Annotated in this window: 22 protein-coding genes; 6 read left to right on the top strand and 16 right to left on the bottom strand. The window is 73.1% G+C overall.

The window, feature by feature from the left end:
* The 8 genes from LPA42_RS17810 to LPA42_RS17775 all read right to left on the bottom strand — a co-directional run.
* Nucleotides 1-631: DUF5979 domain-containing protein (locus tag LPA42_RS17810; protein WP_228986696.1), on the bottom strand; the 631-nt coding region annotated here is incomplete at its 3' end.
* Nucleotides 632-840: 209 nt separating this feature from the next.
* A complete protein-coding gene (locus LPA42_RS17805) occupies nucleotides 841-1,581 on the bottom strand; it encodes a G5 domain-containing protein (protein WP_228986695.1) in 741 nt (246 codons plus the stop codon).
* Between the two features lie 258 nt (nucleotides 1,582-1,839).
* A complete protein-coding gene (locus LPA42_RS17800) occupies nucleotides 1,840-3,045 on the bottom strand; it encodes a saccharopine dehydrogenase family protein (RefSeq protein WP_077936251.1) in 1,206 nt (401 codons plus the stop codon).
* A complete protein-coding gene (locus LPA42_RS17795) occupies nucleotides 3,045-4,466 on the bottom strand; it encodes an FAD-binding oxidoreductase (protein ID WP_077936250.1) in 1,422 nt (473 codons plus the stop codon). Before LPA42_RS17795 ends, LPA42_RS17800 begins: the two co-directional genes overlap by 1 nt.
* Entirely contained in the window at nucleotides 4,463-5,305 is an 843-nt protein-coding gene (locus LPA42_RS17790; protein ID WP_228986694.1) for an ABC transporter permease, read from the bottom strand. The genes LPA42_RS17795 and LPA42_RS17790 overlap by 4 nt, the downstream gene beginning before the upstream one ends.
* Entirely contained in the window at nucleotides 5,302-6,216 is a 915-nt protein-coding gene (locus LPA42_RS17785; protein WP_077936249.1) for an ABC transporter permease, read from the bottom strand. The genes LPA42_RS17790 and LPA42_RS17785 overlap by 4 nt, the downstream gene beginning before the upstream one ends.
* Nucleotides 6,213-7,379 (bottom strand): ABC transporter ATP-binding protein, encoded by a 1,167-nt coding sequence (locus LPA42_RS17780; RefSeq protein WP_077936253.1) that lies wholly within the window; start codon nucleotides 7,377-7,379, stop codon nucleotides 6,213-6,215. The genes LPA42_RS17785 and LPA42_RS17780 overlap by 4 nt, the downstream gene beginning before the upstream one ends.
* 5 nt (nucleotides 7,380-7,384) lie before the next feature.
* Nucleotides 7,385-8,569: a spermidine/putrescine ABC transporter substrate-binding protein gene (locus tag LPA42_RS17775; protein ID WP_077936248.1), complete on the bottom strand. Its 1,185-nt coding sequence runs from the start codon at nucleotides 8,567-8,569 to the stop codon at nucleotides 7,385-7,387.
* Between the two features lie 209 nt (nucleotides 8,570-8,778).
* Here LPA42_RS17775 and LPA42_RS17770 point away from each other — a divergent pair, with 209 nt between their 5' ends.
* Nucleotides 8,779-9,291 carry an Lrp/AsnC family transcriptional regulator gene (locus LPA42_RS17770; RefSeq protein ID WP_077936247.1) on the top strand — a complete coding sequence of 171 codons (513 nt, stop codon included), beginning with the start codon at nucleotides 8,779-8,781 and terminating at the stop codon, nucleotides 9,289-9,291.
* Here the strand turns inward: LPA42_RS17770 and LPA42_RS17765 are convergent.
* Nucleotides 9,270-9,479 (bottom strand): DUF397 domain-containing protein, encoded by a 210-nt coding sequence (locus tag LPA42_RS17765; protein ID WP_228986693.1) that lies wholly within the window; start codon nucleotides 9,477-9,479, stop codon nucleotides 9,270-9,272. The genes LPA42_RS17770 and LPA42_RS17765 overlap by 22 nt on opposite strands.
* Before the next feature lie 1,214 nt (nucleotides 9,480-10,693).
* Between LPA42_RS17765 and LPA42_RS17760 the strand changes: the two genes are divergently transcribed.
* Together LPA42_RS17760 and LPA42_RS17755 are read left to right on the top strand one after the other, a co-directional pair.
* Nucleotides 10,694-12,040 (top strand): aspartate aminotransferase family protein, encoded by a 1,347-nt coding sequence (locus LPA42_RS17760; RefSeq protein ID WP_077936245.1) that lies wholly within the window; start codon nucleotides 10,694-10,696, stop codon nucleotides 12,038-12,040.
* 31 nt (nucleotides 12,041-12,071) lie between these two features.
* Complete coding sequence (locus LPA42_RS17755; protein ID WP_077936244.1) at nucleotides 12,072-13,448, top strand: FAD-binding oxidoreductase; 1,377 nt, start codon at nucleotides 12,072-12,074, stop codon at nucleotides 13,446-13,448.
* 55 nt (nucleotides 13,449-13,503) lie between these two features.
* Here LPA42_RS17755 and LPA42_RS17750 read toward each other — a convergent pair whose 3' ends face one another.
* A complete protein-coding gene (locus LPA42_RS17750; RefSeq protein ID WP_074476608.1) occupies nucleotides 13,504-13,884 on the bottom strand; it encodes a DUF3499 domain-containing protein in 381 nt (126 codons plus the stop codon).
* A gap of 175 nt (nucleotides 13,885-14,059) precedes the next feature.
* On the opposite strand from LPA42_RS17750, the gene LPA42_RS17745 reads away from it, so the two are divergent.
* On the top strand, nucleotides 14,060-14,509 hold the full coding sequence (locus LPA42_RS17745; RefSeq protein ID WP_007455785.1) for a metallopeptidase family protein: 450 nt from the start codon (nucleotides 14,060-14,062) through the stop codon (nucleotides 14,507-14,509).
* Between the two features lie 127 nt (nucleotides 14,510-14,636).
* On the opposite strand, the gene LPA42_RS17740 is transcribed toward LPA42_RS17745, so the two are convergent.
* The 6 genes from LPA42_RS17740 to LPA42_RS17715 form a co-directional block, all read right to left on the bottom strand.
* On the bottom strand, nucleotides 14,637-14,894 hold the full coding sequence (locus tag LPA42_RS17740) for a WhiB family transcriptional regulator (RefSeq protein ID WP_007074725.1): 258 nt from the start codon (nucleotides 14,892-14,894) through the stop codon (nucleotides 14,637-14,639).
* A 474-nt stretch (nucleotides 14,895-15,368) separates the two neighbouring features.
* On the bottom strand, nucleotides 15,369-15,719 hold the full coding sequence (locus LPA42_RS17735) for a phospholipase (RefSeq protein ID WP_077936242.1): 351 nt from the start codon (nucleotides 15,717-15,719) through the stop codon (nucleotides 15,369-15,371).
* Between the two features lie 18 nt (nucleotides 15,720-15,737).
* A complete protein-coding gene (locus LPA42_RS17730) occupies nucleotides 15,738-17,132 on the bottom strand; it encodes a DUF4331 domain-containing protein (RefSeq protein WP_077936241.1) in 1,395 nt (464 codons plus the stop codon).
* 94 nt (nucleotides 17,133-17,226) lie between these two features.
* Nucleotides 17,227-17,502 (bottom strand): hypothetical protein, encoded by a 276-nt coding sequence (locus LPA42_RS17725; RefSeq protein ID WP_043961986.1) that lies wholly within the window; start codon nucleotides 17,500-17,502, stop codon nucleotides 17,227-17,229.
* Between the two features lie 155 nt (nucleotides 17,503-17,657).
* Entirely contained in the window at nucleotides 17,658-20,222 is a 2,565-nt protein-coding gene (locus LPA42_RS17720; RefSeq protein WP_077936240.1) for a bifunctional FO biosynthesis protein CofGH, read from the bottom strand.
* Between the two features lie 434 nt (nucleotides 20,223-20,656).
* Nucleotides 20,657-21,640 carry a hypothetical protein gene (locus tag LPA42_RS17715; protein WP_077936239.1) on the bottom strand — a complete coding sequence of 328 codons (984 nt, stop codon included), beginning with the start codon at nucleotides 21,638-21,640 and terminating at the stop codon, nucleotides 20,657-20,659.
* A gap of 99 nt (nucleotides 21,641-21,739) precedes the next feature.
* On the opposite strand from LPA42_RS17715, the gene cofD reads away from it, so the two are divergent.
* Together cofD and LPA42_RS17705 are read left to right on the top strand one after the other, a co-directional pair.
* Nucleotides 21,740-22,693 carry a 2-phospho-L-lactate transferase gene (gene cofD / locus LPA42_RS17710; RefSeq protein ID WP_077936238.1) on the top strand — a complete coding sequence of 318 codons (954 nt, stop codon included), beginning with the start codon at nucleotides 21,740-21,742 and terminating at the stop codon, nucleotides 22,691-22,693.
* The gene (locus LPA42_RS17705) at nucleotides 22,690-23,778 is read left to right on the top strand and encodes a coenzyme F420-0:L-glutamate ligase (RefSeq protein WP_077936237.1); all 1,089 of its coding nucleotides are present in this window, start codon (nucleotides 22,690-22,692) and stop codon (nucleotides 23,776-23,778) included. Before cofD ends, LPA42_RS17705 begins: the two co-directional genes overlap by 4 nt.
* Nucleotides 23,779-23,789: the final 11 nt, after the last annotated feature.

Genomic DNA, 23,789 nt, shown 5'->3' with positions numbered 1-23,789 from the left:
GGTCCATCGCGGCGACGTTCAGCAGCACACAGCTGCCCGACGGGCCGGTAACCACCACCGTCACCGCCCGACCGTTGTCCAGGTTCGTCACCCGCAACCGCGTACCCACCGGAAAACGGTCACTCGTTGCCGCCGGCGCACCCCCCTCCGCCGAGAACGTCACCGAACCCTGGCAGGCGCTCGGCCGTGCGGGTGGGGCCGCTGTCGCACCCCCGGGCTGGGCACCGGGTTGTGCACCGGGCTGGGCCGGCGCCCCGCCGGGCTGCGCGGGTGTGCCGCCGCCATCGAGGCGTTCCACCACGTTGCGCCGCACGACGTTCTTCCCCGGCTCCCGCACCAGGTCCATCGCGGCGACGTTCAGCAGCACACAGCTGCCCGACGGGCCGGTAACCACCACCGTCACCGCCCGACCGTTGTCCAGATTGGTCACCCGCAACCGCGTACCCACCGGAAAACGGTCACTCGTCGCCGCCGGCCCACCCCCCTCCGCCGAGAACGTCACCGAACCCTGGCACACGCTCTGCCGCGCCGGTGCCGTCTCGGCGAAACCGAGACCCGTCCCGACCGCCACCACCGCCGAGGCGACCACGGCCATCCCCGCTGCCAGGACATGCGTCCGCCGTACCCTCACGTGCCTCTCCCGTCGTCCGATGATCGGCCTACGCCGAGCGGTACGGCCTGGGAGCGCTGCCGGGTTCAGCCATCCGTCAGGAAGGTTTCCAATCCCGGGGGCCCACCTCCGCGATCTTGCACTTGCGGCCCCAGGAATGGGCGATTCACGATATTTGACGGGGCCCAAAGTGCAAGATCGCCGGCGACTTGGGGTGGGGCGGCAGGGGGTTAGTCGTCGCAGCCGTAGCCGTCGTTGTCGCGGTCCAGGTCGTAGATGTCGACGCCGATGACCTTCACCGGACCCGTGACGTACGCGGGGCCGTTGCCGCCGCCACCGGCACAGTCGACGTCGCTGGCGATCGGCACGCAGCCGCTGTAGTTGGGGTCGCACTGGCGCTCCTGCTTCGTGCCCACCGCGACGACCTGGATGACCGGCTGCTTCGTGACGACCGACCGGAGCAGCTTCCGACCGGTGGGCACCCCGTCGGTCAGGGTGACCTGGTACGTCAGCGTGCGGACCCCGTTGACTCCCCGGGTGCGGACGACCCGCTTGCCTTTGACCAGGGACGGGTCCTTCACGGTCCGCTCCGCGTACCGGATCGTCTGTGTCTCCTTCTCGGTGCGCGTCTCCACGGTCGGGGGCGTGGCCGTCGGCGACGACGGAGCCGCGGAGACGGTGGGCGGCGGCGCGGTAGCCGGCGCGGCCGCATCGGACACGGCCGGCTCGGGGGCGGCGGCGGGCGGGCTGGCCTTGGCCGCCACGGCGGTACGCCCCTGCCCCGGGTCGTCGGCGAGTGTCCCGACGACGGCGGCTCCCGCGCAGCAGAGCAGCACGGTCGACAACAGCACGCCGCCCAGGACGACACCGACCCGCTGCCCGGGCTGGAGGCGACGGAACCATCCCGCCCGGGCAACGGATGGCACGACGGGGGCGGCGGGGTTTCGGTGGTACGGCGGCTGGTGGGTCACGACACCGAGTGTCACCAGGGAGGGGCGGCTCGGTAACCGCCGTACCGATCCTCAACGACGTCGATCGGCAAACCGGCCGATACGTACAGTCCGGGGCGGAAACCGGGCAGGCGGCATCGTGCCCCATCCGGGCGGGGAGGGTCGTACGGGTCGGCGGGGAGCCGCCGTACGGGGTCGCCACTGCCCGGCCTTCCGGCCGTACGGGCCGTTAATAGGGGGCCCTTCCTATACCGAAAGCGTTAACAAGGTGCCCTTCCTTTACCGCCGGTCCTCCAGGCCCCAGGGGGAGCCGTAGATCGTCAGCAGGTCTAGGAACGGGCGCGGGGGCAGCGCCTCGGGGCCGATCACACCGGTGCCGGTCCACTCCCCCGTGGCGAGCAACTCCAGGGCGACGACCGGGTTGACGGCGGTCTGCCAGACGACGGCCTGGTGGCCGTACTCGGCCATGGACCACTCGTTGTCGACGACGTGGTAGAGGTAGACCTCGCGGGGCTCGCCGTCCTTGCCCACGCCGGTGACCCAGGTGCCGGCGCAGGTCTTGCCGCGCATCCGGTCGCCGAGGGTGGCCGGGTCGGGCAGGGCGGCGGCGACCACGTCGCGCGGGGACATCCGCACGCCGCGCACGGTGACCGGCTCGGTGGAGTCGAGGCCGAGCTTGTGCAGGGTGCGCAGGACCTCGATGAACTCCTCGCCGAGGCCGTACTTGAAGGTGACCCGCCGGGCGTCGACCCAGCGCGGGATGAGCAGCACCTCCTCGTGCTCGACGTTGACGCACTCGACGGGGCCGATGCCCTCGGGGAAGTGGAACACCTCGGGCTCGCTGAACGGTTCGGTGGTGAACCAGCCCCGCTCGCGTTCCCAGATCACCGGCGGGTTGAGGCACTCCTCGATCGTGGTCCAGATGGAGAACGACGGGGCGAAGTCGTAGCCTTCGACGGTGAGGTTCGCGCCGTCGCGTACCCCGATCTCGTCGATCTCGGCGAACAGCTCGTCGGCGGCGTAGCGGGCGAAGACGTCGGACAGGCCCGGTTCGACGCCAATGCCGCACAGGGCGAGCCGGCCGGCGGACGCCCAGCGGTCGGCGACGGCGAACTGCTCGTCGCCGAGCTTCACGCCGGTCTCGGCGTAGGGGCGCTTCGGGTGCGGGTGCGACAGGGACATGGCCATGTCGAGGTAGTCGGCGCCGGCCGCGTACGCGCCGTCGAAGATCGGCATGACGAAGCGCGGGTCGACGGCGTTGAGCACGTGGGTGATCCGGTGTTCGCGGCACAGCGCGGCGACGGCGTCGGCAGAGGAGGCGTCGACGGTCGCGGCGACGAACCGGTCGCCGTGGCCGGCGACGGCCCGCGCGGCGCGGGCGGCGTCGGCGTCGGCGACGACCATGGTGTCGAAGAATGTTCGGCGGGCGGCGATGGCGGCGGCGGCGGAGCCGACCCCGCCGGCGCCGACGAGCAGGATACGCATCAGGAATCGAACCCCAAACCAAGACGATCGAGCGTACGGAGCCACGGGTTGCGCCGGCCGTCGCGCGCGTCGGCGCGGGCCAGCGACCAGCGGGTGAGGTGGATGCCGGCGGCCCGGACGGGCTCCGGCGGGAACGGCAGCGGCTTGCCCCGGACGAGGGCAAGCCGGGTGAGCGGGGTGTCCGCGCCGGCGAGCAGGTCGAGCATGACGCGCGCGCCGAACCGGGTGGCCCCGACGCCGAGGCCGGTGTAGCCGGCGGCGTAGGCGAGCCGGCCGTCGTAGGCGGTGCCGAAGAACGGGCAGAACCGGGTGCAGGTGTCGATGACGCCGCCCCAGCGGTGGCTGAACCGGACGTCGGCGAGTTGCGGGAACGTGGTGAAGAAGTGCTCGGCGAGGGCGGTGAAGGTGGCGGGGCGCTGCTCCAGCTCGGGGGCGACCCGGTTGCCGTGGTGGTAGACGGCGTCGTAGCCGCCGAACAGGATCCGCCCGTCGCGGGTGATCCGGTAGTAGTGGAACTGGTTGCCGGTGTCGGCGAGGCCCTGCCGGTTGCGCCAGCCGATCGCGTCGCGCTGGGCGTCGGTCAGCGGCTCGGTCATCAGCGCATAGTCGTAGACGGGCACGACCCAGGCCCGCAGCCGGCGCAGCAGCGGCGGGAACGCGTTGGTGGTGAGCACGACCCGGCGGGCGCGGACGACGCCGGGGGCCTGCTCGACGCCGCCGGCCGTGCTGGCGGCCACGGCGGCGGCGTCGCCGCGCAGCCCGGTGACCCGGGTGTGCTCGTGGATCCGGACGCCCAGGTCGAGGCAGGCGCGGCGCAGGCCCCAGGCGAGCTTCGCCGGGTCGAGCATGGCCACCCGGTCACGGTCCCACATCCCGCCGAGGTACGTCGGCGAGTCCACCTCGGCGCGCACCTCGTCGCGGCCGAGCAGCCGCACGTCGTGGCCGTGGCTGCGGGCCAGCTCCGCGTCGGAGGCGAGCCCGTCGAGCTGGTACGGCCGCACGGCCACGGCCAGCTCGCCGGTGCGCTCGAAGTCGCAGTCGATGCCGTACGCGTCGACGGTGGCGGCGATCGCGGCGAGGTTCTCCCGGCCGAGGCGTTCCAGCTCGGCGACCTCGCCGGGGAACCGGGCGACGCCGTTGGCGAGGCCATGGGTGAGCGAGGCGGAGCAGAACCCGCCGTTGCGCCCCGACGCGGCCCAGCCGCAGGTGCCCGCGTCGACGAGCAGCACGTCGGTGTCGGGGTCGGCCTGCTTGGCGAGCAGGGCGGCCCAGAGCCCCCCGTACCCGCCGCCGATCACCAGCAGGTCGGCGGTGTGCGCGCCGGTCAGCGGGGGCAGCGGGTCGGGGCGTTCGGGCCGGTCGAGCCAGTACGGTACGGGCGCCGCGTCGGCGAGCGCCCGGCCGGTATGCGGGAGGATCATGACGGGCTCTTCGCCCGCCGGCCGGTCGCCGGTGCGACCGGGAGGGTGTGCCGGCGGGCCCGCCGCCCGCGCAGCGAGCTGAGCCCGACGAGCAGCAGCGCGATGGCGAACATGGCCGTGCCGATGACGTTGACCTGCGGCGGGATGCCCCGCTGGGCGGCACCCCAGACGTACATGGGGAACGTGACGGTGGTGCCGGCGTTGAAGTTGGTGATGATGAAGTCGTCGAAGCTGAGCGAGAACGCCAGCAGCGCGGCGGCCACGATGCCGGGGAGCACCAGCGGCAGGGTGACCAGGCGGAACGTCTGCCATGGGCTGGCGTACAGGTCGGCGGCGGCCTCCTCCAGCCGGCGGTCCATGCCGGCGAGCCGGGCCTTGACGGTGACCACCACGAACGACACGCAGAACATGACGTGGGCGATGACGACGGTCCAGAAGCCCTGCGGCACCCCGGCGGAGACGAACAGGGCCAGCAGCGAGGTGCCCATGACCAGCTCGGGGGTGGCCATCGGCAGGAAGATCAGCACGTTGATGCCGGAGCGGCCGGTGAACCGGTGCCGCACCAGCGCGAACGCCATCAGCGTGCCGAGCACGGTGGCGACGACGGTGGCGATGAAGCCGATCTGCACGCTGCGCACCACGGCGTCACACATGTCGGAGGTGGCGCAGGGCTGCCGCCAGTTGTCGAGGGTGAACTCGTTGAAGTCGTACGACAGGCGGCTCGACGGGCGGTTGAACGACAGGGCGGCGACCACGGCGATGGGCAGCGACAGGTAGCCGAGGACGAGCAGGGCGACGCCCATCACCCAGTGGTCGGCGAGCCAGCGGGAAACCTTCACAGCACCTCCTCCGTGCCGGCGCGGCGCAGGTAGACGAAGACCACCGCGAGGATCGCCGCCATCAGCAGGAACGACAGGGCCGCGCCCTGCGGGTAGTCCAGCCGGACCAGGAACGCCGAGTCGATGACGTTGCCGATCATGTATTCGTTGGGGGTGCCGAGCAGCTCGGCGTTGATGTAGTCGCCGGTGGCCGGAATGAAGAACAGCAGCGTGCCGGCGATCAGGCCGGGCATCGACAGCGGCAGGGTGACCCGGCGGAACGTCTGCACCGGGCTCGCGTACAGGTCGCCGGCCGCCTCCAGCAGCCGGTAGTCGAGCCGCTCCAGGCTCGCGTACAGCGGCAGCACCAGGAACGGCAGGAAGTTGTACGTCAGCCCGAGCACCACCGCGACGGGGGTGGCGAGCAGCCGGCCGTCGGGGCCGAGCAGGTGCACGTCGCGCAGCAGCCCGACCAACCAGCCGTTGTCGGACAGGATCGTCTTCCACGCCAGGGTGCGCACCAGGAAGCTGGTGAACATGGGGGCGACGACGCAGACCAGCAGCAGGTTCTTCCACCGGCCGGCCTTCTGGGCGATCGCGTACGCCAGCGGGTAGCCCATCAGCAGGCCGAGCACGAGCGCGATGCCGGCGTAGAGGAACGACCGGCCGAGCTGCGGCCAGTACGCCTGCACCGCGTCGGGGTAGTTGCCGAACGCCCAGGTCAGCGCGTACCCGGTGGAGAGGGAACCGCTGGGGTCGTAGAGGCTGGCGGCGGCGAGCTGGAACAGCGGCACGGCGAAGAACAGCAGCAGCCAGGCCGCGCCGGGCAGGAGCAGCAGGTACGGCAGCAGCCGGTGCCGCCCGCCCCGGGGCGGCGGCGGGGGCGTCGCGGGTTGCCCCGTCGACGTGGGAACGTGGGCCAGCGCGGTCACGAGGACGCACCCACCGGCTCGTCGAGCAGGCCGGCGGTGGCGTCGTCCGCGCCGGGCGGGCGGGGCAGCAGGAACGCGTGCCGGGGGTCCCAGTGCGCCACCACGGACGCGCCGACGGGCACCCGGCCGCCGAGGCCGCTGTTGGCCGCGAACGCGGTCAGTTCGCTGCCCCAGCCGGTGCGCACCAGATACTGGGTGCTGACCCCCACGTACGAGGCGTCGGTGACCACCCCGGTCACGTACTGGTGGCCGGCGGGGACCCGATCGGCGGCGTCGACGAGGTGCAGCTTCTCGGGGCGTACCCCCAGGTAGACCGGGCCCGAGGCGACCCGGGCGCGGCCGGCGGGCACGGAGTAGCGCGCGCCGTGGGCGGTGACCGGCACGTCGGACCCGGCGGGCCCGGCGGCCTCGGCGGCGAGGAGGTTGGACTGGCCGAGGAAGTTCGCCACGAACGCGGTGGCCGGGTATTCGTAGATGTCGGCGGGCGCGCCGAGCTGCTCGATCCTCCCGGCGTTCATCACCGCGACGGTGTCGGCCATGGTCATGGCCTCCTCCTGGTCGTGGGTGACGTGCACGAAGGTGATGCCGACCTCGGTCTGGATGCGCTTGAGCTCGATCTGCATCTGCCGGCGCAGCTTCAGGTCGAGCGCGCCGAGCGGCTCGTCGAGCAGCAGCACCTGCGGCCGGTTGATCAGCGCCCGGGCGAGCGCGACGCGCTGCTGCTGCCCGCCGGAGAGCTGGGCGGGGCGGCGGTGGCCGAAGTCGGCGAGCTGCACCAGGGCGAGCATCCGGTTGACCTCGGCGTCGACCGAACGGATGCCGCGCCGGCGCAGCCCGAACGCCACGTTGTCGAAGATGTCGAGGTGCGGGAAGAGCGCGTAGCTCTGGAACACGGTGTTGACCGGCCGCTTGTACGGGCGCAGCCGGGCGATGTCCCGGTCGCCGAGGAGCACCTGCCCGCTCGTCGGCTGCTCCAGGCCGGCGATCATGCGCAGGGTGGTGGTCTTGCCGCACCCGGACGCCCCGAGCAGGGCGAAGAACGAGCCCTGCGGGATGGTCAGGCCGAGGTCGTCGACCGCGGTGAAGATGCCGAACCTCTTGGTCAGGTTGACCAGCCGCAGGTCGCCGGCCGGCGCGTCGTGTCCCGTCGTCTTCGCGCTCATCCCCGTCACGCCCCGATGACCTGCTGGAACTTGCCCTCGAACTCCTTCTCCTGCTTCTCGTCCAAGGCCATGAACACCTTGGACTTCGACAGCAGCGCCTCGTCGGGGAAGATCAGCGGGTTGGCGGCCAACTCCGGGTCGATCTTCTCCATCTCGGCCTTCGCGCCCTGCACGGGGCAGATGTAGTTGACGTACGCGGCGAGCTTCGCGGCGACGGCCGGCTCGTAGTAGTAGTTGATCAGCTCTTCGGCGTTCGCCTTGTGGGTGGCCTTGTTGGGCACCATCATGTTGTCGCTGAAGAGCATCACGCCGGAGTCGGGCGCGACGAACTTGATCTTGTCGTTCTCCCCGGAGAGCTGGATGATGTCGCCGGACCAGCCGACGCACGCCGCGATGTCGCCCTTGGCGAGGTCGGGGGCGTAGTCGTTGCCGGTGAACTTGCGGATCTGCCCGGAGTCGACGGCCTTCTTGAGCTTGTTGAGTGCGTCGTCGAACTGGGCGGTGGTGAAGTTCGCCGGGTCGTGTCCGTTGGACTGCATCAGCAGGCCCATCGTGTCGCGCATCTCCGACAGCGCGGTGACCTTGCCCTTGAGGTCGGGCCGGGTCAGCAGCTCGTCGACAGTGCGGATCTCCTTGGTGACCGACCCGTTGTACGCGAGGCCGGCCAGGCCGGACTGCCACGGGACGGCGATGCGGCTGTCCGGATCGAAGGAGCGGTTGAGCAGCGACGGCAACAGGTTCGCCGCCACGTTGGGGATCTTCGCCGGGTCGAGCTTCTGGATCCAGCCGAGCCGGATCATCCGGGCGGCCATCCAGTCGGTGAGCACGATGATGTCCCGCCCGGTGCCCTGACAGGCCGCGAGCTGGTTCTGCACCTTGCCGAAGAACTCGTTGTTGTCGTTGATGTCCTCGGTGTAGGTGACCTGGATGCCGGTCTTCGCGACGAACGCGTCCAGGCTCGGACGCTTCGATTCGTCCTTCTCGTCGACGTCCATGTACTGCGGCCAGTTCGAGAACGCCAGCTTCTTCTCCGTGCCGGAGAGGTCTTCGCTGACGCAGCCGGCCTCGGTCTGCACGGCGCCCTTGGTGCCGCAGCCGGCGAGCGCGCCCGCCGTGGCGAGCATCGCGGCCGAGCCGAGGGTGCCGGTGAGCAGACCACGCCGGGTGAGGGGCCGGAGGGGAGTTCGCATGTGACGACTCCTAGGGGGTCATCGTCGGCGGGCGGGACGGGGGAGGCCCGACGGCGGGAGGGTCTTCAGGCGATGGACGACTGATCCTGACATGAGCCGACCTGCCTCACAAGGGATTCCGTTGCGGGCATAGCAATGCACCACGAATTACGCCAGACTGCGCCGGGGCATTACGATCCCGGAGGAGAAGCGGACATGGGGAGCTGACGATGGTCATCCGACAGCAGGAGAGCGGCGGCGGGGGTCGGCGCGTCACCGTGCGTGAAGGTGCCAGTCACGCTCTGCTGGACGACGTCGCCAAGCAGATCATCGAGCAGCTCCAGGAGGACGGCCGCCGGCCGTACGCGACGATCGGCAAGGCGGTCGGCCTGTCCGAGGCGGCGGTGCGCCAGCGGGTGCAGCGGCTGCTCGACGCCGGGGTGATGCAGATCGTCGCGGTCACCGACCCGCTCCAGCTCGGCTTCCCCCGGCAGGCCATGATCGGCCTACGCACCGACGGGGACCTAGAGACGGTGGCCGACCGGCTCGCCGAGTTCGAGGAGGTCGACTACGTGGTGATCACCGCCGGGTCGTTCGACCTGCTCGCCGAGGTGGTGTGCCGCAACGACGCACACCTGCTGGAGATCCTGCAGCGGCTGCGCGCCGTCGACGGGGTGCTCGCCACCGAGGCGTTCGTCTATCTCAAGCTGCGCAAGCAGACCTACAGCTGGGGCACCGCCTGAGCCTGCCCGACGAAGGCCCGCCAGGCGGCCGGGGCGAAGCTCAGGGTGCCGCCGTCGCGGTCCTTGCTGTCGCGCACCAGCACCCGGCCGGGCAGGTTGTCGGCCACCTCGACGCAGTTTCCGCCGTTGTTGCTGCTGCGGGTCGCGGTGCGCCACCGGGCACCGGCCAGCGCGTCGGTCAGCTCCACGTCGTCGCCACCTCTCTGATCAGCGCGGTCGACCCGCGGCCGGGCAGCGCCACCCGCAGCGTCTCGTTGCCCAACGAGCCTCCTGTCGCGGTCACGTGCAGTGGGCACGATAGCGACGCAGGGTGTCGACGGTGGGCCCGGAACGGCAGGTGGCGGCGGGACCTATTCCGCACGTCTCGCGCGCATTCGAGATGGGTGTCGAACGCCCGCCGGATGCCCCGACAACGTCCACCACCCACCGGACCATCCGCCCGCCCGCCTGCCCGGCCGCCCGGCCTCAGGGGCGCCCGTCCGACAGGGCGAGGTCCCTCACGCCACTAGGGAGCTGATGTCGTAGATGACTCACCCCGGCCCCAGCCCTCACAGTCTGGAGACGTGCGCGGGGGCGGGGGCATGGGCGGGGGCGTAAGCGTGGGCGTGGACGGAACAGGGCGGGGACGGGACAGGACGGGGCGTGAGCGGAGACGGAGACGGGTGAATCTTGGAAGATTTCGGCCCCTGGAGGGGCCATTTCGCTCCAAGATCTGCGTTCGGGACGGCCGGATCGCGGCGGGCGAGGTGCCTGGGAGGTGACGTGGAGGGCTGCGTGGGGGCGGCCGGGGTGGCGTGGGATGCGGCTGGGGCGCGCGATGCGGCCGATGCGGCGGGGGCTGGGGTGGCGGCCGAGGGTTGGTGGCGTGGGGATGTGGCGTGGGGATGTGGCGGGAGTGGCGGGGATGCGGGGACCCCGACCAGTTCCACCGCGCCCGCGTCCACCAGCCGCCGCCGCGGGAGAGGTGGTCGGGGGCGGGTGATGTCGTTGGTGACTCAGCTCCCTAGGGCCCACGCATGCCCGCACCCGGCCGTCCGCGCAACGGCACCGCCCGGGAGAGCCGCAGGACCCGCGTGCCCAGTGAGCCCCGCGAGACCCGCACGGCACGGGAAAGCCGCAGGACCCGCGCGGGCCGCGAGAGCCGGAAGAGCCCGGAGGGCCGCGAGAGCCGGAACAGCCGGGAGAGCCGGAAGAGCCGCGAGAGCGGCAGGGAAGCCGGGAGATGCGAGAGATCAATCACGATGCGGATTCCGTTGCCCACAGCGCCTGAGCGCGCCGAATCCGTTGCCCAGCGGGTCAAGTGCCACCGATACCACTTGCCTTTCGGCGTGCGGCTGTGGGATAACCGTGGGCAGAGCGGCCGGTGTCACCCCTGACCGGCCCGAGACCCGATGGGGCTGACATGGCCAACGCCACCGACCACCTCTGGATGCACTTCACCCGGATGGCCAGCTACTCCGCAGGCGAGGTGCCGACGATCGTGCGCGGCGAGGGCGCGTACGTGTGGGACTCGCAGGGCCGCCGTTACCTGGACGGGCTGGCCGGTCTCTTCGTCGTCAACGCCGGCCACGGGCGCACCGAGCTGGCCGAGGCCGCCGCGAAGCAGGCCGGCGAGCTGGCCTACTTCCCGCTGTGGTCGTACGCGCACCCGAAGGCCGTGGAGCTGGCCGAGAAGATCGCCTCGCTGACCCCCGCCGACCTGAACCGGGTCTTCTTCACCACGGGCGGCTCGGAGGCCGTCGAGGCGGCGTGGAAGCTGGCCCGGGCCTACTTCAAGCGGACCGGCAAGCCCAACAAGTACAAGGTCGTGAGCCGCTACATCGCGTACCACGGCACGTCGATGGGCGCGCTGTCGATCACGGGGCTGCCCGGCATCAAGACCGACTTCGAGCCGCTGGTGCCGGGCGCGGTGAAGGTGCCGAACACGAACTTCTACCGGGCCCCGGAGCACGGCGACTCGCCCGAGGCGTTCGGCCGGTGGGCCGCCGAGGAGATCCGGCGGGCCATCGAGCGGGAGGGGCCGGACACGGTCGCGGCGGTCTTCCTGGAGCCGGTGCAGAACTCCGGCGGCTGCTTCCCGCCGCCGCCCGGCTACTTCGAGCGGGTCCGCGAGATCTGCGACGCGTACGACGTGCTGCTCGTCTCCGACGAGGTGATCTGCTCGTGGGGGCGGCTCGGCGAATACTTCGGCGCGGTCCGCTACGGCTACCGGCCGGACATCATCACCACCGCGAAGGGCATCACCTCCGGGTACGCCCCGCTCGGCGCGATGATCGCCAGCGACCGGCTGATGGAGCCGTTCCTCACCGAGACCGGCATGTTCGCCCACGGGGTGACCTTCGGCGGCCACCCGGTCTCCTGCGCGGTGGCCCTGGCCAACCTGGAGGTGTTCGCCAGGGAGGACCTGATCGGGCACGTCCGGGCCAACGAGGACGCGTTCCGCGCCACCCTGGAGAAGCTGCACGACCTGCCGATCGTCGGCGACGTGCGGGGCGACGGCTACTTCTACGGCATCGAGCTGGTGAAGGACAAGGCGACCCGGGCGACGTTCGACGAGGCCGAGTCGGAGCGGCTGCTGCGCGGGTTCCTCTCCACCGCGCTGTTCTCCGCCGGGCTCTACTGCCGGGCCGACGACCGGGGCGACCCCGTCGTGCAGCTCGCGCCGCCGCTGATCGCCGAGCAGCAGCAGTTCGACGAGATGGAGCAGATCCTGCGGGCGGTGCTCACCGAGGCGTGGGCCCGGCTGTAACCGCCGAGCCGACGCGAAGCCGGGCCGTCGCATGCGCTACCAGGAGCTGTCGTACTGGCTGTCCACCGTGGACGAACCGTTGACGCCCCGCCCGCCGCTGGGCGGGGACGCCGACGCGGACGTCGTGATCGTCGGAGCCGGCTACACCGGGCTGTGGACGGCGTACTACCTCGCGCTCGCCGACCCCACGTTGCGGATCACGGTGCTGGAGGCCGAGATCGCCGGGTACGGCGCGTCGGGGCGCAACGGGGGCTGGTGCTCGGCGCTGTTCCCCACCTCGCTGCCGGCGCTGGCCCGCCGGCACGGCCGCGACGCGGCGCTGCGGATGCAGCGGGCCATGCAGGCCACCGTCCGCGAGGTGGGGCGGGTGGCCGCCGCCGAGGGCGTCGACTGCGACTGGCACCTCGGCGGGACGGTGACGCTGGCCCGCAGCGCGGCCCAGCTCGGCCGGGCTCGCGCGGAGGTGGCGCAGGCCCACGCGCACGGCCTGACCGCCGACGACCTGGTGCTGCTCGACGCGGCCGAGGCCGCCGCCCGCTGCGCTGCCGACGGGGTACGCGGCGGGACGTACACCCCGCACTGCGCCGTGGTGCACCCGGCCCGGCTGGCGCGCGGGCTGGCCCGGGCGGTCGAGCGTCGGGGGGTGACCGTCCACGAGCGGACGCCGGTGACCGCGATCCGGGCCGGGGCGGCCGTGACCCCGGCCGGGGTGGTCCGCGCGCCGGTGGTGGTGCGGGCGACCGAGGGGTACACGCCGGGGTTGCCCGGGCAGCGGCGGGTCGTCGCGCCGGTCTACTCGCTGATGGTGGCCACCGCGCCGCTGCCCGAGGAGACGTGGGCGCGGATCGGGCTGGCCGAGCGGGAGACGTTCTCCGACCACCGCCACGTGATCATCTACGGGCAGCGCACGGCCGACGGCCGGCTGGCCTTCGGCGGGCGGGGCGCGCCGTACCACTTCGGGTCCCGGGTGCGGCCCGAGTTCGACCGGGAGCCCCAAGTCTTCGCCGCGCTGCGCCGGACGCTGGGCGAGCTGTTCCCGGAGCTCGGGCCGCAGGTGCCCGTGACGCACACCTGGGGCGGCCCGCTCGGCGTGGCCCGCGACTGGTCGGCCTCGGTGGGGCTCGACCGGGCGACCGGGCTCGCCTGGGCCGGCGGGTACGTCGGCGACGGGGTCGCGACGACGAACCTCGCCGGGCGTACCCTCGCCGATCTGATCCTCAGCGCGGACAGCGACCTGACCGACCTGCCGTGGGTGGGACACCGCTCGCCGCGCTGGGAGCCGGAGCCGCTGCGCTGGCTGGCCGTCAACGCGGGCCTGCGGGTGATGCTCTCCGCCGACCGGGCGGAGCTGCGCACGGGACGGCCGGCCAAGCGGGCCGCCGTGTTCCAGCGTTTCCTCGGCCACTGAGCGGCCCGGCGCGCGCCTCCGCGCCGCGCCGACGGCGGGCACGGTGGACCGGCGGTCAGTGGTTCGGCGGGATCACCCGCAGGTGGCCACGGCGGCCCGTCTGCGGGTTGTGGTGGTGCTGCGGGCCGCCGCCCTGGTCGTCGCTCGGCGGGCGGGGCGGCGCGGGCCGGGCGGCCTCGCGGACGGCCTCGGCGAGGGCGACCAGGTCGTCGGCGCTGGGCGGTGGGGGCTCGAACTCGCCCTCATGGCGGACCACGTTCCAGCCCCGGGGGGCCGTCAGGCTGCGCGCGTGGGGCTCACAGAGGTCGTACGTGTGCGGCTCGGCGAAGGCCGCGAGGGGCCCGACCACGGCCGTCGACTCGTTGTAGACATAGGTCAATGTGGCGACCGCTTGCCGGGGGCAGCCGTTTCTTGAGCAGCGCCGTGGTGACCTCACGGCGGGAGGGTATCTCCATTACCGGGTCCGGCGCACCGGTTCGCGTTGCGACACGCCCGTCATCGAGATCACAATTCGCAACATCCGACGCGTCGGGCGGTGACGGGCGGGGTCGGCGCGCCGCGACAGCCGCACAGCCGTGGGCGGGGCGACTCGGCGGGCTACCCTGTGCGTCATGACCAGTCCGGAACACCGCCGCCCCGGCCCCGGCCGGCGCGCCCACCGTGACCGCCACGGGCGGGGCCTGCGCGGGCGGCTGGTCCCGGCGACCGTGCCGCTGGCCCGGACCAAGGCCGAGGTCTTCGACGACCTGGTGCTCGACACGGTCGAGACCCTGGAGCGGCGGTTCGCCAAGGAGTTGGCCGGCGTGGAGTTCGCGGTGGAGGACGTGCCGCCGGACCTGAACGTCTACGACTCCGACGTGCTGGAGGACGGCGAGGTGCCGCTGGCCCGGCTGCTGCCGGGGCGTCCCGGCCGGCAGGAGGTCCCGCCCCGGATCGTGCTCTACCGCCGGCCGCTGGAGTTCCGGGCCATGGACCGCGAGGACCTGGCCGACCTGGTGCACGATGTGATCATCGAGCAGGTGGCGAACCTGCTGGGCGTCGACCCGGACGAGCTGGCGTAGCCGACCGCCTCCCGGGCCCGCCCGCCCAGCCGCGCCCCGCAGCCCCGCTGCGCCCCGGCGCGCGCCCCCCGACGCACGCTCCGGACGCCCGGGCCGGGCGGCCCCCACCGCCCCGGCCCGGCAACGCTCAGGCGGCCCGCCGCTTGAGCTTGCGCCGCTCCCGTTCCGAGAGCCCACCCCAGATCCCGAACCGCTCGTCGTGGCCGAGAGCGTATTCCAGGCATTCGGTCTTGACCTCGCACCGCGAGCAGATCCGCTTCGCCTCGCGGGTCGAGCCGCCCTTCTCGGGGAAGAACGCCTCCGGGTCGGTCTGGGAGCAGAGTGCCTGCTCCTGCCACTCCGGCGCGTTCCCGAGCAGGTCGGCCACCTCAAGCTGGCCGTCCATCTAAAGATGCCTCCTTGTCGCGCACCGGCGTCGTCGCCGCTGCAACCCCCCACGCGAAAGGCGTGCGTGTCCGTCCGGTCCCCATTTGTTGCGTTCCGTGCGAACAACCCCATTCAAATTACACGCGTGTAATGCGTGCGCCGTCAAGCCGAACTTGATAATGGAGTCGCCCTCCCGACACGCCGTGGACGGCCCTTGCGGCCGTCCGGCCTCGCAACCTGCCCTATCGATTCAGACCCCGGACGAGTAACGCCCTCCCCGGCGAGTTGCCCGAGTTTTCTTGCCGCGGCGGCCCGCCGGCCGACACGGCGAAGCCGCCGGCGCGGCCCCGGGGGGCGGGGCCACGACGCGATGCTGATCTTGGTGGGGCACAGGTTAACGCGACTTGGCCGCGACTGCCCATCGCGCCCACAACGCCGACAGCGCCCCGTCCACATGGTGGACGGGGCGCAGCGGTCAGAACTGAGCGGTGGGTCAGATCGCCACCGAAGGTGCGCTGGTGGGCCAAGTGAACTCCGCGATCGCTCCCCCGGTCACGGCGACCGTCCCGGCGGGTGTGTCCTCATCCCACCAGACGGTATAGAGCCCTGCGGCAAGATCCGGGTAGACGGCACTGTGGAAGGTGCCGTCCTGCACGATGCGCTCACGCACCGCGACGTGGGTGCGCGGCGCGTCCACCCCGTCGACCCGACTGATCTCGATCTCCCGGCCGTGCAGTGCCCGGCCCGTGTAGATGATCAGGGCACCCGTGTCGCCACCCAGATCGAGGACGACGGTGCCGGTCTCCGTCGGCCCGTACGCGTGGTGATGATGGTGGGAGTGCATCGGTTCGCTCCGTCCGGGTCAGGACGACGCCGGCGGGTTGTTGAACCCGTCGTACGGCGTACCGAGGAAGGGGAAGTTGCGCAGGAACGGGGCCGTCACGTCGGCGGCGCTCAGGCCCGGGGTGACCGCACCGGCCGCCGCGTCCGGGGTGAACCCCTTGTCGACCAGCGGCACGGTGACCCCGGCGATGGCCCGCAGCGCGATGCTGACCACGTCGTCGGCGACCCGCCGCCCGTTCGGGAAGCCCGCCAGGTCGCCGCCGAGCACCCCGAACCGGTCCGGCTTGGCACTCGGCCTGATCGCCGTGTTCAGCCGCAGCATGTCGGCCTGGACGTCGCCGGTGTTGTTGGAGAAGCCCTGGATCAGCCCGGCCGGGATGCCGGTGAGCAGGATCGCCAGCAGGTCCGCGCGCGGCTTCTTCGTCTTGTTCAGCGCGTCCAGCTTGGGGAACACGCCCGGGTAGAGCACCGGGAGCAGGGCGGCCAGCTCCGGCTGCTCGACGAACTTCGCGAACCGCTTGTCCTCCGTGGGCGGCAGCGTGTTCCACTCGTCCTTCTTGGACATCGGCACGATGACCTCGTTGAACAACGGGTTGCCGAGCCGTGACACCTGCACGAACGGGCCGGTCGCGGTGTCCTTCGCCGAACCGTTGCCGAGGATCCGCGCCTGCTGCCGCGACGCCGACGTCCACACGCCGATGACCGAGGCGCGGTCGTGCGTGCCGTACCGGTTGGCCTTGCGGCGCACCCGGTTCAGCGGCACCTGCACGGCGAGGGTGTGCACGTTCATCCGGTCGGTGGCGTTGACCGGCTCCCCCTCGGCCTTGAACAGCTTCTTGCCGGCCACGTGCAACTGCTGGAACGGCCGCAGGGTGCCCAGGTCGAAGATCGCCCCCAGGTCGACGAAGAACCCGTCGGCGCGCTGCCCGGCGAAGACCTTCTCCCCCGTCGACAGGCTGAACGTCGCCTGCCGGGCCAGGGCGGCGTAGTTCGGGGTGGACAGCGGGCCGACGTTGCACGGCGGACAGGCCAGCTTGTTGGCCAGCCGGTGCTCCTTGCCGTCGGCGATGCGGGTCAGCGAGTAGAACTGCTTGCGGTTCCAGTTCTTGCTGTCCAGCGACTCGATCGGCCCCGTGTTGTAGAGAAAGCTGTTCGGGTTCGTGATCTCGGTGGTGAATTCGAACCGGTAGGTGACGTCCGGCTTGCCGTCGCCGTCGTTGTCGATATGGATCTCGTACCGCACGTCGTCGCCGAACTCGAAGAAGTTCGGGCCGCCGGAGGGGAGCTGCAACGGCACGTAGTTGGCGATCAGCGTGACCGAGTCGGGGCGGTCGGGGCTGACGAACGCGTACAGGTCGGAGCTGTCGGCGACCGGATCTTTCGCGATCTCCGGGGCCTCGCGGTGGGAAGACATGGCGGACCAACCTCACTGGGCAGCAAGCGATCAGGGGAAGAGTGGAGAGGGCCGGCGCCGGGAGCCGCGCCGGAGAGACGGGACCGGGCCGGCGTCAGCGCTTGCCGGCGGCGCGCCGCAGCCGGTCCGCCAGGCCGCGGTCGCGTACCTCGATCCGGGACGTGCCGACGAAGACGTCCATGGCGTCGCCGCCCCGCAGGTGCACGACGATGGGCTCGTCCTTCTTCCCGCCGGACGACGGGGAGTTCTGCGCCGCGGACAACCCGGGCACGGTGAGCGCGGCGGCCCCGAGGGTGGCGCTCGCCGCGGCGGTCAACGTCTGCCGGCGGGTCAGTCGCGGCCAACGCCGCTTCCGCTGATCACTGGACATGGGCAACCTTTCCGGCGCGCGGCGCGTCCGCGCCCGCGGTGACGAAAGGCGGGGCCGGCCGACCGCCGGGCCCGCAGGGGGCCGCCGACCGCGGCTCTGGCCTCAGCCGCCGCCGGCAAGCAGTGGTACGGCCCGCACGTCGGAAAGGTTCGACGCTACGGCCGAAGGTGACCGTACGCGGTCGTCCGCTTGCGCGCCGGTCGTCCGGCCAGCGCCGCGATGGCCCGCAACTGCTCCTCGGTGCGCGCCGAGCCGTTGCCCGAGCCGGCCATCCGGGAGATCGTCTCCTCCATCAGGGTGCCGCCCAGGTCGTTGCAGCCGCCGTTGAGCATCGCCGCCGTCCCGGCGTCGCCGAGCTTCACCCAGGAGCACTGGATGTTGTCGATCCGGCCGTGCAGCAGCAGCCGGGCCATCGCGTGCACCGCCCGGTTCTCCCGCCACGTGGGGCCGGGCCGGGCGATGCCGGCGAGGTAGATCGGGGCGTTGGTGTGCACGAACGGCAGCGCCACGAACTCGGTGAACCCACCGGTGCGGTCCTGCACGCCGGCCAGCACCCGGAAGTGGGCCAGCCACTGCCCGGGGTGGTCGACGTGGCCGTACATCATGGTGGAGCTGGACCGGATGCCCAGCTCGTGGGCCGTCGAGACCACCTCGACCCAGGCGGCGGCCGGCAGCTTGCCCTTGGTGAGCACCCAACGCACCTCGTCGTCGAGGATCTCGGCGGCGGTGCCCGGGATGGTGTCGAGGCCGGCCTCGCGCAGCCCGGTCAGCCACTCCTTCACCGGCACGCCGGCCTTCGCCGCCGCCGTGACGATCTCCATCGGCGAGAACGCGTGCACGTGCATCCCCGGCACCCGGGCCTTGATCGCCCGGATCAGGTCCGCGTAGCCGGTGACCGGCAGCTTCGGGTCGATGCCGCCCTGGAGGCAGACCTCCGTCGCGCCGGCGGCCCACGCCTCCTCGGCCCGGTCGGCCACCTGGTCGACGGAGAGCCGGTACGCGTCGGCGTCGCGCTCCCGCTGGGCGAACGCGCAGAACCGGCAGCCGACGTAGCAGACGTTGCTGAAGTTGATGTTGCGGTTGACGACGTAGGTGACGTCGTCGCCGACGGTGTCGCGGCGCACGTCGTCGGCGATCCGGCACAGCGCGTCCAGCGCCGGCCCGTCGGCGGCGAACAGGGCGAGCGCCTTCGCCTCGTGGGCCGGCGTCAGCAGCGCCGCCGGGTCGTCGGCGGCCAGCCGCAGCCCGGCCCGCAGCTCGGCGTCCCCGGCGCCCTCCCCGGCCGTCGCTGCCGCTGCCGCTCCCGCCGCCGCTGCCGCCCCTGCTCCCGCCCGGCTCGCGTCGGCCTGCGCGGCCACCTCCGACCAGTCGCCGTAGACGTTGTCGAAGTCGCCACGCCGGTCGCCGGTGCGGCCGGTGGTGTCGATGGTGGCGTGCAGGTCGGTCCGCCCGCCGCCGAACACCTCCTCCGGCTCCTGCCAGGGCCGGCCCTGCGGGCGGGCCGACTCGACGGCGAGGCCGGTCGCCGGGTCGGCCAGCGCGGACACGTGCGGCAGCAGGCGCGGGTCCAGCCACGGGTCGCCGGCCCGGACGTACTCGGGGTAGATCGTCAGCCGCTCGCGCAGCGTGAAGCCGGCCTCCGCCGTGCGCCGGGCCAGCTCGTCGAGCTGCGGCCAGGGGCGCTCCGGGTTGACGTGGTCGGGGGTCACCGGCGAGACGCCGCCCCAGTCGTCGATGCCGGCGCGCAGCAGCAGGGCGTACTCGCCGGCGATCAGGTTCGGCGGGGCCTGGATCCGGGCGCCGGGGCCGAGCAGCACCCGGGCCACCGCCACCGTGGCGGCGAGGTCGTGCAGCTCGGCGTCGGGCATGCCGCGCATCGCCGTGTCCGGCTTGGCGCGGAAGTTCTGCACGATCACCTCCTGGAGGTGGCCGTACGCGCGCTGGGCCCGGCGGATCGCGAAGAGCGCGTCGACCCGCTCGGCCGGGGTCTCGCCGATGCCGATCAGGATGCCCGTGGTGAACGGCACCCCGACCCGGCCGGCGTCGTCGAGCACCCGCAGCCGCACCGCCGGCTCCTTGTCGGGCGAGCCGAAGTGCGGGCCGCCCGGCTCCGACCACAGCCGCGTCGCGGTGGTCTCCAGCATCATGCCCATGCTCGGCGCGACGGGCTTGAGCCGCTGGAGCTCCGACCAGGAGAGCACCCCGGGGTTGAGGTGGGGCAGCAGGCCGGTCTCCTCCAGCACCGCCACCGCGCAGGCGCGCAGGTAGTCGAGGGTCGAGTCGTAGCCGCGCGCGTCCAGCCACTCCCGGGCGGCCGGCCAGCGCTCCTCGGGCCGGTCGCCGAGGGTGAACAGCGCCTCCTTGCAGCCCTGCGCCGCGCCCTGCCGGGCAATGGCGAGCACCTCGTCCCGGTCGAGGAAGGCGGCCGACAGCCGGTGCGGGACGGTGGCGAAGGTGCAGTAGTGGCAGCGGTCCCGGCAGAGCCGGGTCAGCGGGACGAAGACCTTCTTCGAGTACGTGACGACGCCGGGACGGCCGGCGTCGCGCAGGCCGGCGTCGCGGATGTCACCGGCGACGCGGAGCAGCTCGTCCAGGGCGGCACCCCGGGCGGCGAGCAGGGCGGCGGCCTCGTCGACGTCCAGCGCGAGCCCGGAGGCGGCCCGGCGCAGGGCGCGCTCGATGCTGGCCGCGGTGGGGCGGGGCTCGGTGCGATCAACCATCCGCCCAGCCTATGCGCCCTGCCTGCGGCCCTGATCCGCTGGCCAGGCCACCTTTGCCGCGCCGGCCTCCCCGCACACGGTCGGTGACGGGCGAGCGGCGACCCACGGCGGCTCCCCGGGCTGACTGTCCGTCACGTCTGGCCGACCCCGCCAGACATCCCTCGCTCCCTTTGCTCTGCACCCACGGACGCAACACCGGGGGCGGGCTGGGCAGATGCAAGGCCATGGATGGGGCGGGTTCGGCGATCCCGGCGCGGTGCGTAGTGCGTTGCGTATCCGGGTGCAGAGCAAAGGGGGGCGGACCGGGATGGTGCGCTCCGACCTCGGGAAGTGACGCTCTGCCACGCGGCGGTGACCGGCATGCCGAAAAGCGCGTCGGGTGGGCTCCCCCGGCGGCCGCGACCGGCCGGGGAGCCCACCCGACGGGCGGCGGTTCAGTCCTCGCGCGGGAAGCGCTGGGTGCGGTCGGCGTCGGAGTTCCGCTCGCCGCCGGACGCGCCCGGCTCGCCGGGCTGGCGCGGGATCGCCTGGGTCGGGTCGGCCGACGGCGGCTGCCCGAACGGGGGCGCGGCGGGCGCCATGGGCTGCGGCGGGGGGAACGGCGAGGCCGGCTGCGCGCCCGCCTGGGGCGGCGTGAACGGCGAGCCGGACTGCGGCGGGGCCGGGTACGGCGGCGCGGAGGCAGGCGGTGCGGAGGCGGGCGGTGCGGAGGCCGGGAATCCACCCGGCTGACCGGCGGAGGGGTAACCGGCCTGCTGCCCGGCGACCGGGTAACCGGGCTGCTGCCCGGCGGACGGCCAGCCGCCCTGCTGCCCCGGGCCCCAGCCCTGCGGACCGCCCTGACCCGGCTGACCGGGCTGCTGCGGCCAGCCCGGCTGCGGCTGGCCGTACATGCCGGGGGCCGGCTTCGGCTTCGGGGTGAAGTAGAGGGCGCGCCAGACCCGGAAGACCACGAACGCGCCCGACGCGAAGATCGCCAGCCAGGCGGCCCGGGTCAGCAGGCCGAGGAACGCGTCGAGCACCTCCGCCTTGGCGAGCCGGTCGACCGTCCAGATCAGCAGGGTGAGCGCGGCGAGAAGGGCGCCGAAGGCGTACTCGCCCAGCGCCACCTGGACGATCAGCTTCGCCCGCTGCGCCACGGGGGCGACGTGCGTGGCGAGCAGCACGGCCAGCACCGGCAGCACGGCCGCCTCCAGGCCGGCGAACGAGAAGAAGCCACTGCCCGCCCGGCTGTAGAAGGTGCTGTAGTCGGCCGGGGCGAGCAGCCGGATCAGGCCGACGAACAGCAGCACGGCGTTCGCGCCGAGCAGCGCGAGCGCGATCAGCTCGCGTAACGGGTCGGTGAGCCGACGGGCCGGGGTGGCGGGGTGGGACGCGGGCGCCGCGTCACCGGACGCGGGCTCGGCGGGGCTGGTCACGAACTCCCCCTCGGGGCGGTAACGGACAGTTGCCGACGTGAGCCTAGTCTCCCCGGGCACCGGCGACCCCGGCGCGGGGCGTGCGGGAGGATGGGCGGCATGCGCATCGTCGTACTGGCCGGCGGCATCGGGGGTGCCCGATTCCTGCTCGGCGTCCGGGCGTACGCCCGCGAGGTGGGCGCCGAGGTGACCGCCGTGGTCAACGTCGGCGACGACCTCTACCTGCACGGGCTCAAGGTCTGCCCCGACCTGGACAGCGTCATGTACACCCTCGGCGGCGGGGCCGACGCCGAGCGGGGCTGGGGCCGGGCCGACGAGACCTGGGCGGTGAAGTCGGAGCTGGCCGCGTACGGCGCGGAGCCGACCTGGTTCGGGCTCGGCGACCGGGACGTCGCCACCCACCTGGTGCGCACCACCATGCTCACCGGCGGGTACCCCCTGTCGGCGGTCACCGAGGCGCTGGCGACGCGTTGGCAGCCCGGCGTACGCGTGCTGCCGGCGACCGACGACCGGCTGGAGACGCACGTGGTGGTGAGCGACCCCGACGGCGGCGGCCAGCGGGCGATCCACTTCCAGGAGTGGTGGATCCGGCACCGCGCCGGCATCCCCACCCACCGGTTCGTCTTCGTCGGCGCGGAGGCGGCGAAGCCCGCGCCCGGCGTGCTCGACGCGATCGCCGCCGCCGACGTGGTGCTGGTCGCGCCGAGCAACCCGGTGGTGAGCGTCGCGCCGGTGCTGGCCGTGCCGGGGCTGCGCGAGGCGCTCGCCGACGGGCCGGCCCCGGTGGTCGGGGTGTCCCCGATCATCGGCGGCGCGGCGGTGCGCGGGATGGCCGACCGCTGCCTGGCCGTGCTCGGCGTCGAGTGCAGCGCCGCCGGGGTGGGGGGCCTGTACGGCGCCCGGTCCTCCGGCGGGCTGCTGGACGGCTGGCTGGTCGCCCCCGAGGACGCCGACGCGGTGGTGCCGGGCGTGCCGGTCCGGGCGGTCCCGCTGCTGATGACCGACGAGGCGGCGACGGCGGCGATGGTGCGGGCGGCGGTGGAGCTGGCGTGAGGCTGGAGATCCTGCCGGTGCTGGGCATCGGCGACGTGACCGAGGGTGACGACCTGGCGGCGTTGATCGCCACTGCCGCGCCGTGGCTGCGCGACGGCGACGTGCTCGTGGTGACCAGCAAGATCGTCTCCAAGGCGGAGGGGCGGCTGGTGGACGTGCCGGCCGACGGGCCGGAGCGGCTGGCCGCCCGCGACGAGGTGCTGGCCGCCGAGACGGCCCGGGTCGTGGCCACCCGGGGCGCGACCCGGATCGTGCAGACCCACCACGGCTTCGTGATGGCGTCGGCCGGCATCGACGCCTCGAACGTCGACAAGACCCGGCTGGTGCTGCTCCCGCAGGACCCGGACGCCTCGGCGCGGGCCCTGCGGGCGGCGCTGCGCGAGCGCTACGACCTGGACGTCGCGGTGATCGTCACCGACACGATGGGCCGGCCCTGGCGCAACGGCCTCACCGACGTGGCGCTCGGGGTGGCCGGGATGCCGGCGATCCGCGACCACCGGGGCGAGGTCGACCCGTACGGCAACGAGCTTCAGCTCACCCAGATGGCGGTGGTGGACGAGCTGGCCGGCGCCGGCGAGCTGATCAAGGGCAAGTGCGACCAGGTCCCCGTGGCCGTGGTGCGCGGGTACCTCACCGCGACTGCGCCCGACGACGGCCTCGGCGCGCGGGCGCTGGTCCGCGACGCGGAGCTGGACCTGTTCTCGCTCGGCACGGCGGAGGCGCGCGCCGCCGGGCTGGCCGCCGCCGCGACCCTGCCCGACGGGCCCGGCGCGGCCCCCGCCGACCCGGCGGCGGTGGCGCGGGCCATCGCCGCGGTGGGCGGCGTGGTCGCCCCCGGCACGGTCTTCACCCCCGTCACCGACGACGAGGTACGCGCCGCGCTGGCCGCCACCGTGCCCGGCTGGCCGCAGCGGGCCACCGGCCTGGTGCTCGGGGAGCCGCCGACGCCGGTCGACCCGGCCGGCCTGGTGCGACTCGGCGCGGACCTGCAACGCCTGCGCACCGCCCTGGCCGCCGAGGGCGTCCCGTCGACCCTGCTGCCGCCCCCGCCGGGCAGCACGGCCGCCGCCTGCCTGGCGCTCTGAGGCCGCCCGAC

The sequence above is a fragment of the Micromonospora sp. DH13 genome, assembly GCF_020873825.1.
GTDB classification, from domain to species: Bacteria; Actinomycetota; Actinomycetes; order Mycobacteriales; family Micromonosporaceae; genus Micromonospora; species Micromonospora haikouensis.
This window is presented reverse-complemented; position numbering and strand designations above follow the sequence as displayed.

Coding starts and splice junctions, on each gene's coding strand:
- LPA42_RS17800 (WP_077936251.1), bottom strand. CDS start 3,045: ATGCGTATCCTGCTCGTCGGCGCCGGCGGGGTCGGCTCCGCCGCCGCC.
- LPA42_RS17795 (WP_077936250.1), bottom strand. CDS start 4,466: ATGATCCTCCCGCATACCGGCCGGGCGCTCGCCGACGCGGCGCCCGTA.
- LPA42_RS17780 (WP_077936253.1), bottom strand. CDS start 7,379: ATGAGCGCGAAGACGACGGGACACGACGCGCCGGCCGGCGACCTGCGG.
- LPA42_RS17775 (WP_077936248.1), bottom strand. CDS start 8,569: ATGCGAACTCCCCTCCGGCCCCTCACCCGGCGTGGTCTGCTCACCGGC.
- LPA42_RS17770 (WP_077936247.1), top strand. CDS start 8,779: ATGGTCATCCGACAGCAGGAGAGCGGCGGCGGGGGTCGGCGCGTCACC.
- LPA42_RS17760 (WP_077936245.1), top strand. CDS start 10,694: ATGGCCAACGCCACCGACCACCTCTGGATGCACTTCACCCGGATGGCC.
- LPA42_RS17755 (WP_077936244.1), top strand. CDS start 12,072: ATGCGCTACCAGGAGCTGTCGTACTGGCTGTCCACCGTGGACGAACCG.
- LPA42_RS17745 (WP_007455785.1), top strand. CDS start 14,060: ATGACCAGTCCGGAACACCGCCGCCCCGGCCCCGGCCGGCGCGCCCAC.
- LPA42_RS17740 (WP_007074725.1), bottom strand. CDS start 14,894: ATGGACGGCCAGCTTGAGGTGGCCGACCTGCTCGGGAACGCGCCGGAG.
- LPA42_RS17735 (WP_077936242.1), bottom strand. CDS start 15,719: ATGCACTCCCACCATCATCACCACGCGTACGGGCCGACGGAGACCGGC.
- LPA42_RS17730 (WP_077936241.1), bottom strand. CDS start 17,132: ATGTCTTCCCACCGCGAGGCCCCGGAGATCGCGAAAGATCCGGTCGCC.
- LPA42_RS17725 (WP_043961986.1), bottom strand. CDS start 17,502: ATGTCCAGTGATCAGCGGAAGCGGCGTTGGCCGCGACTGACCCGCCGG.
- LPA42_RS17720 (WP_077936240.1), bottom strand. CDS start 20,222: ATGGTTGATCGCACCGAGCCCCGCCCCACCGCGGCCAGCATCGAGCGC.
- cofD (WP_077936238.1), top strand. CDS start 21,740: ATGCGCATCGTCGTACTGGCCGGCGGCATCGGGGGTGCCCGATTCCTG.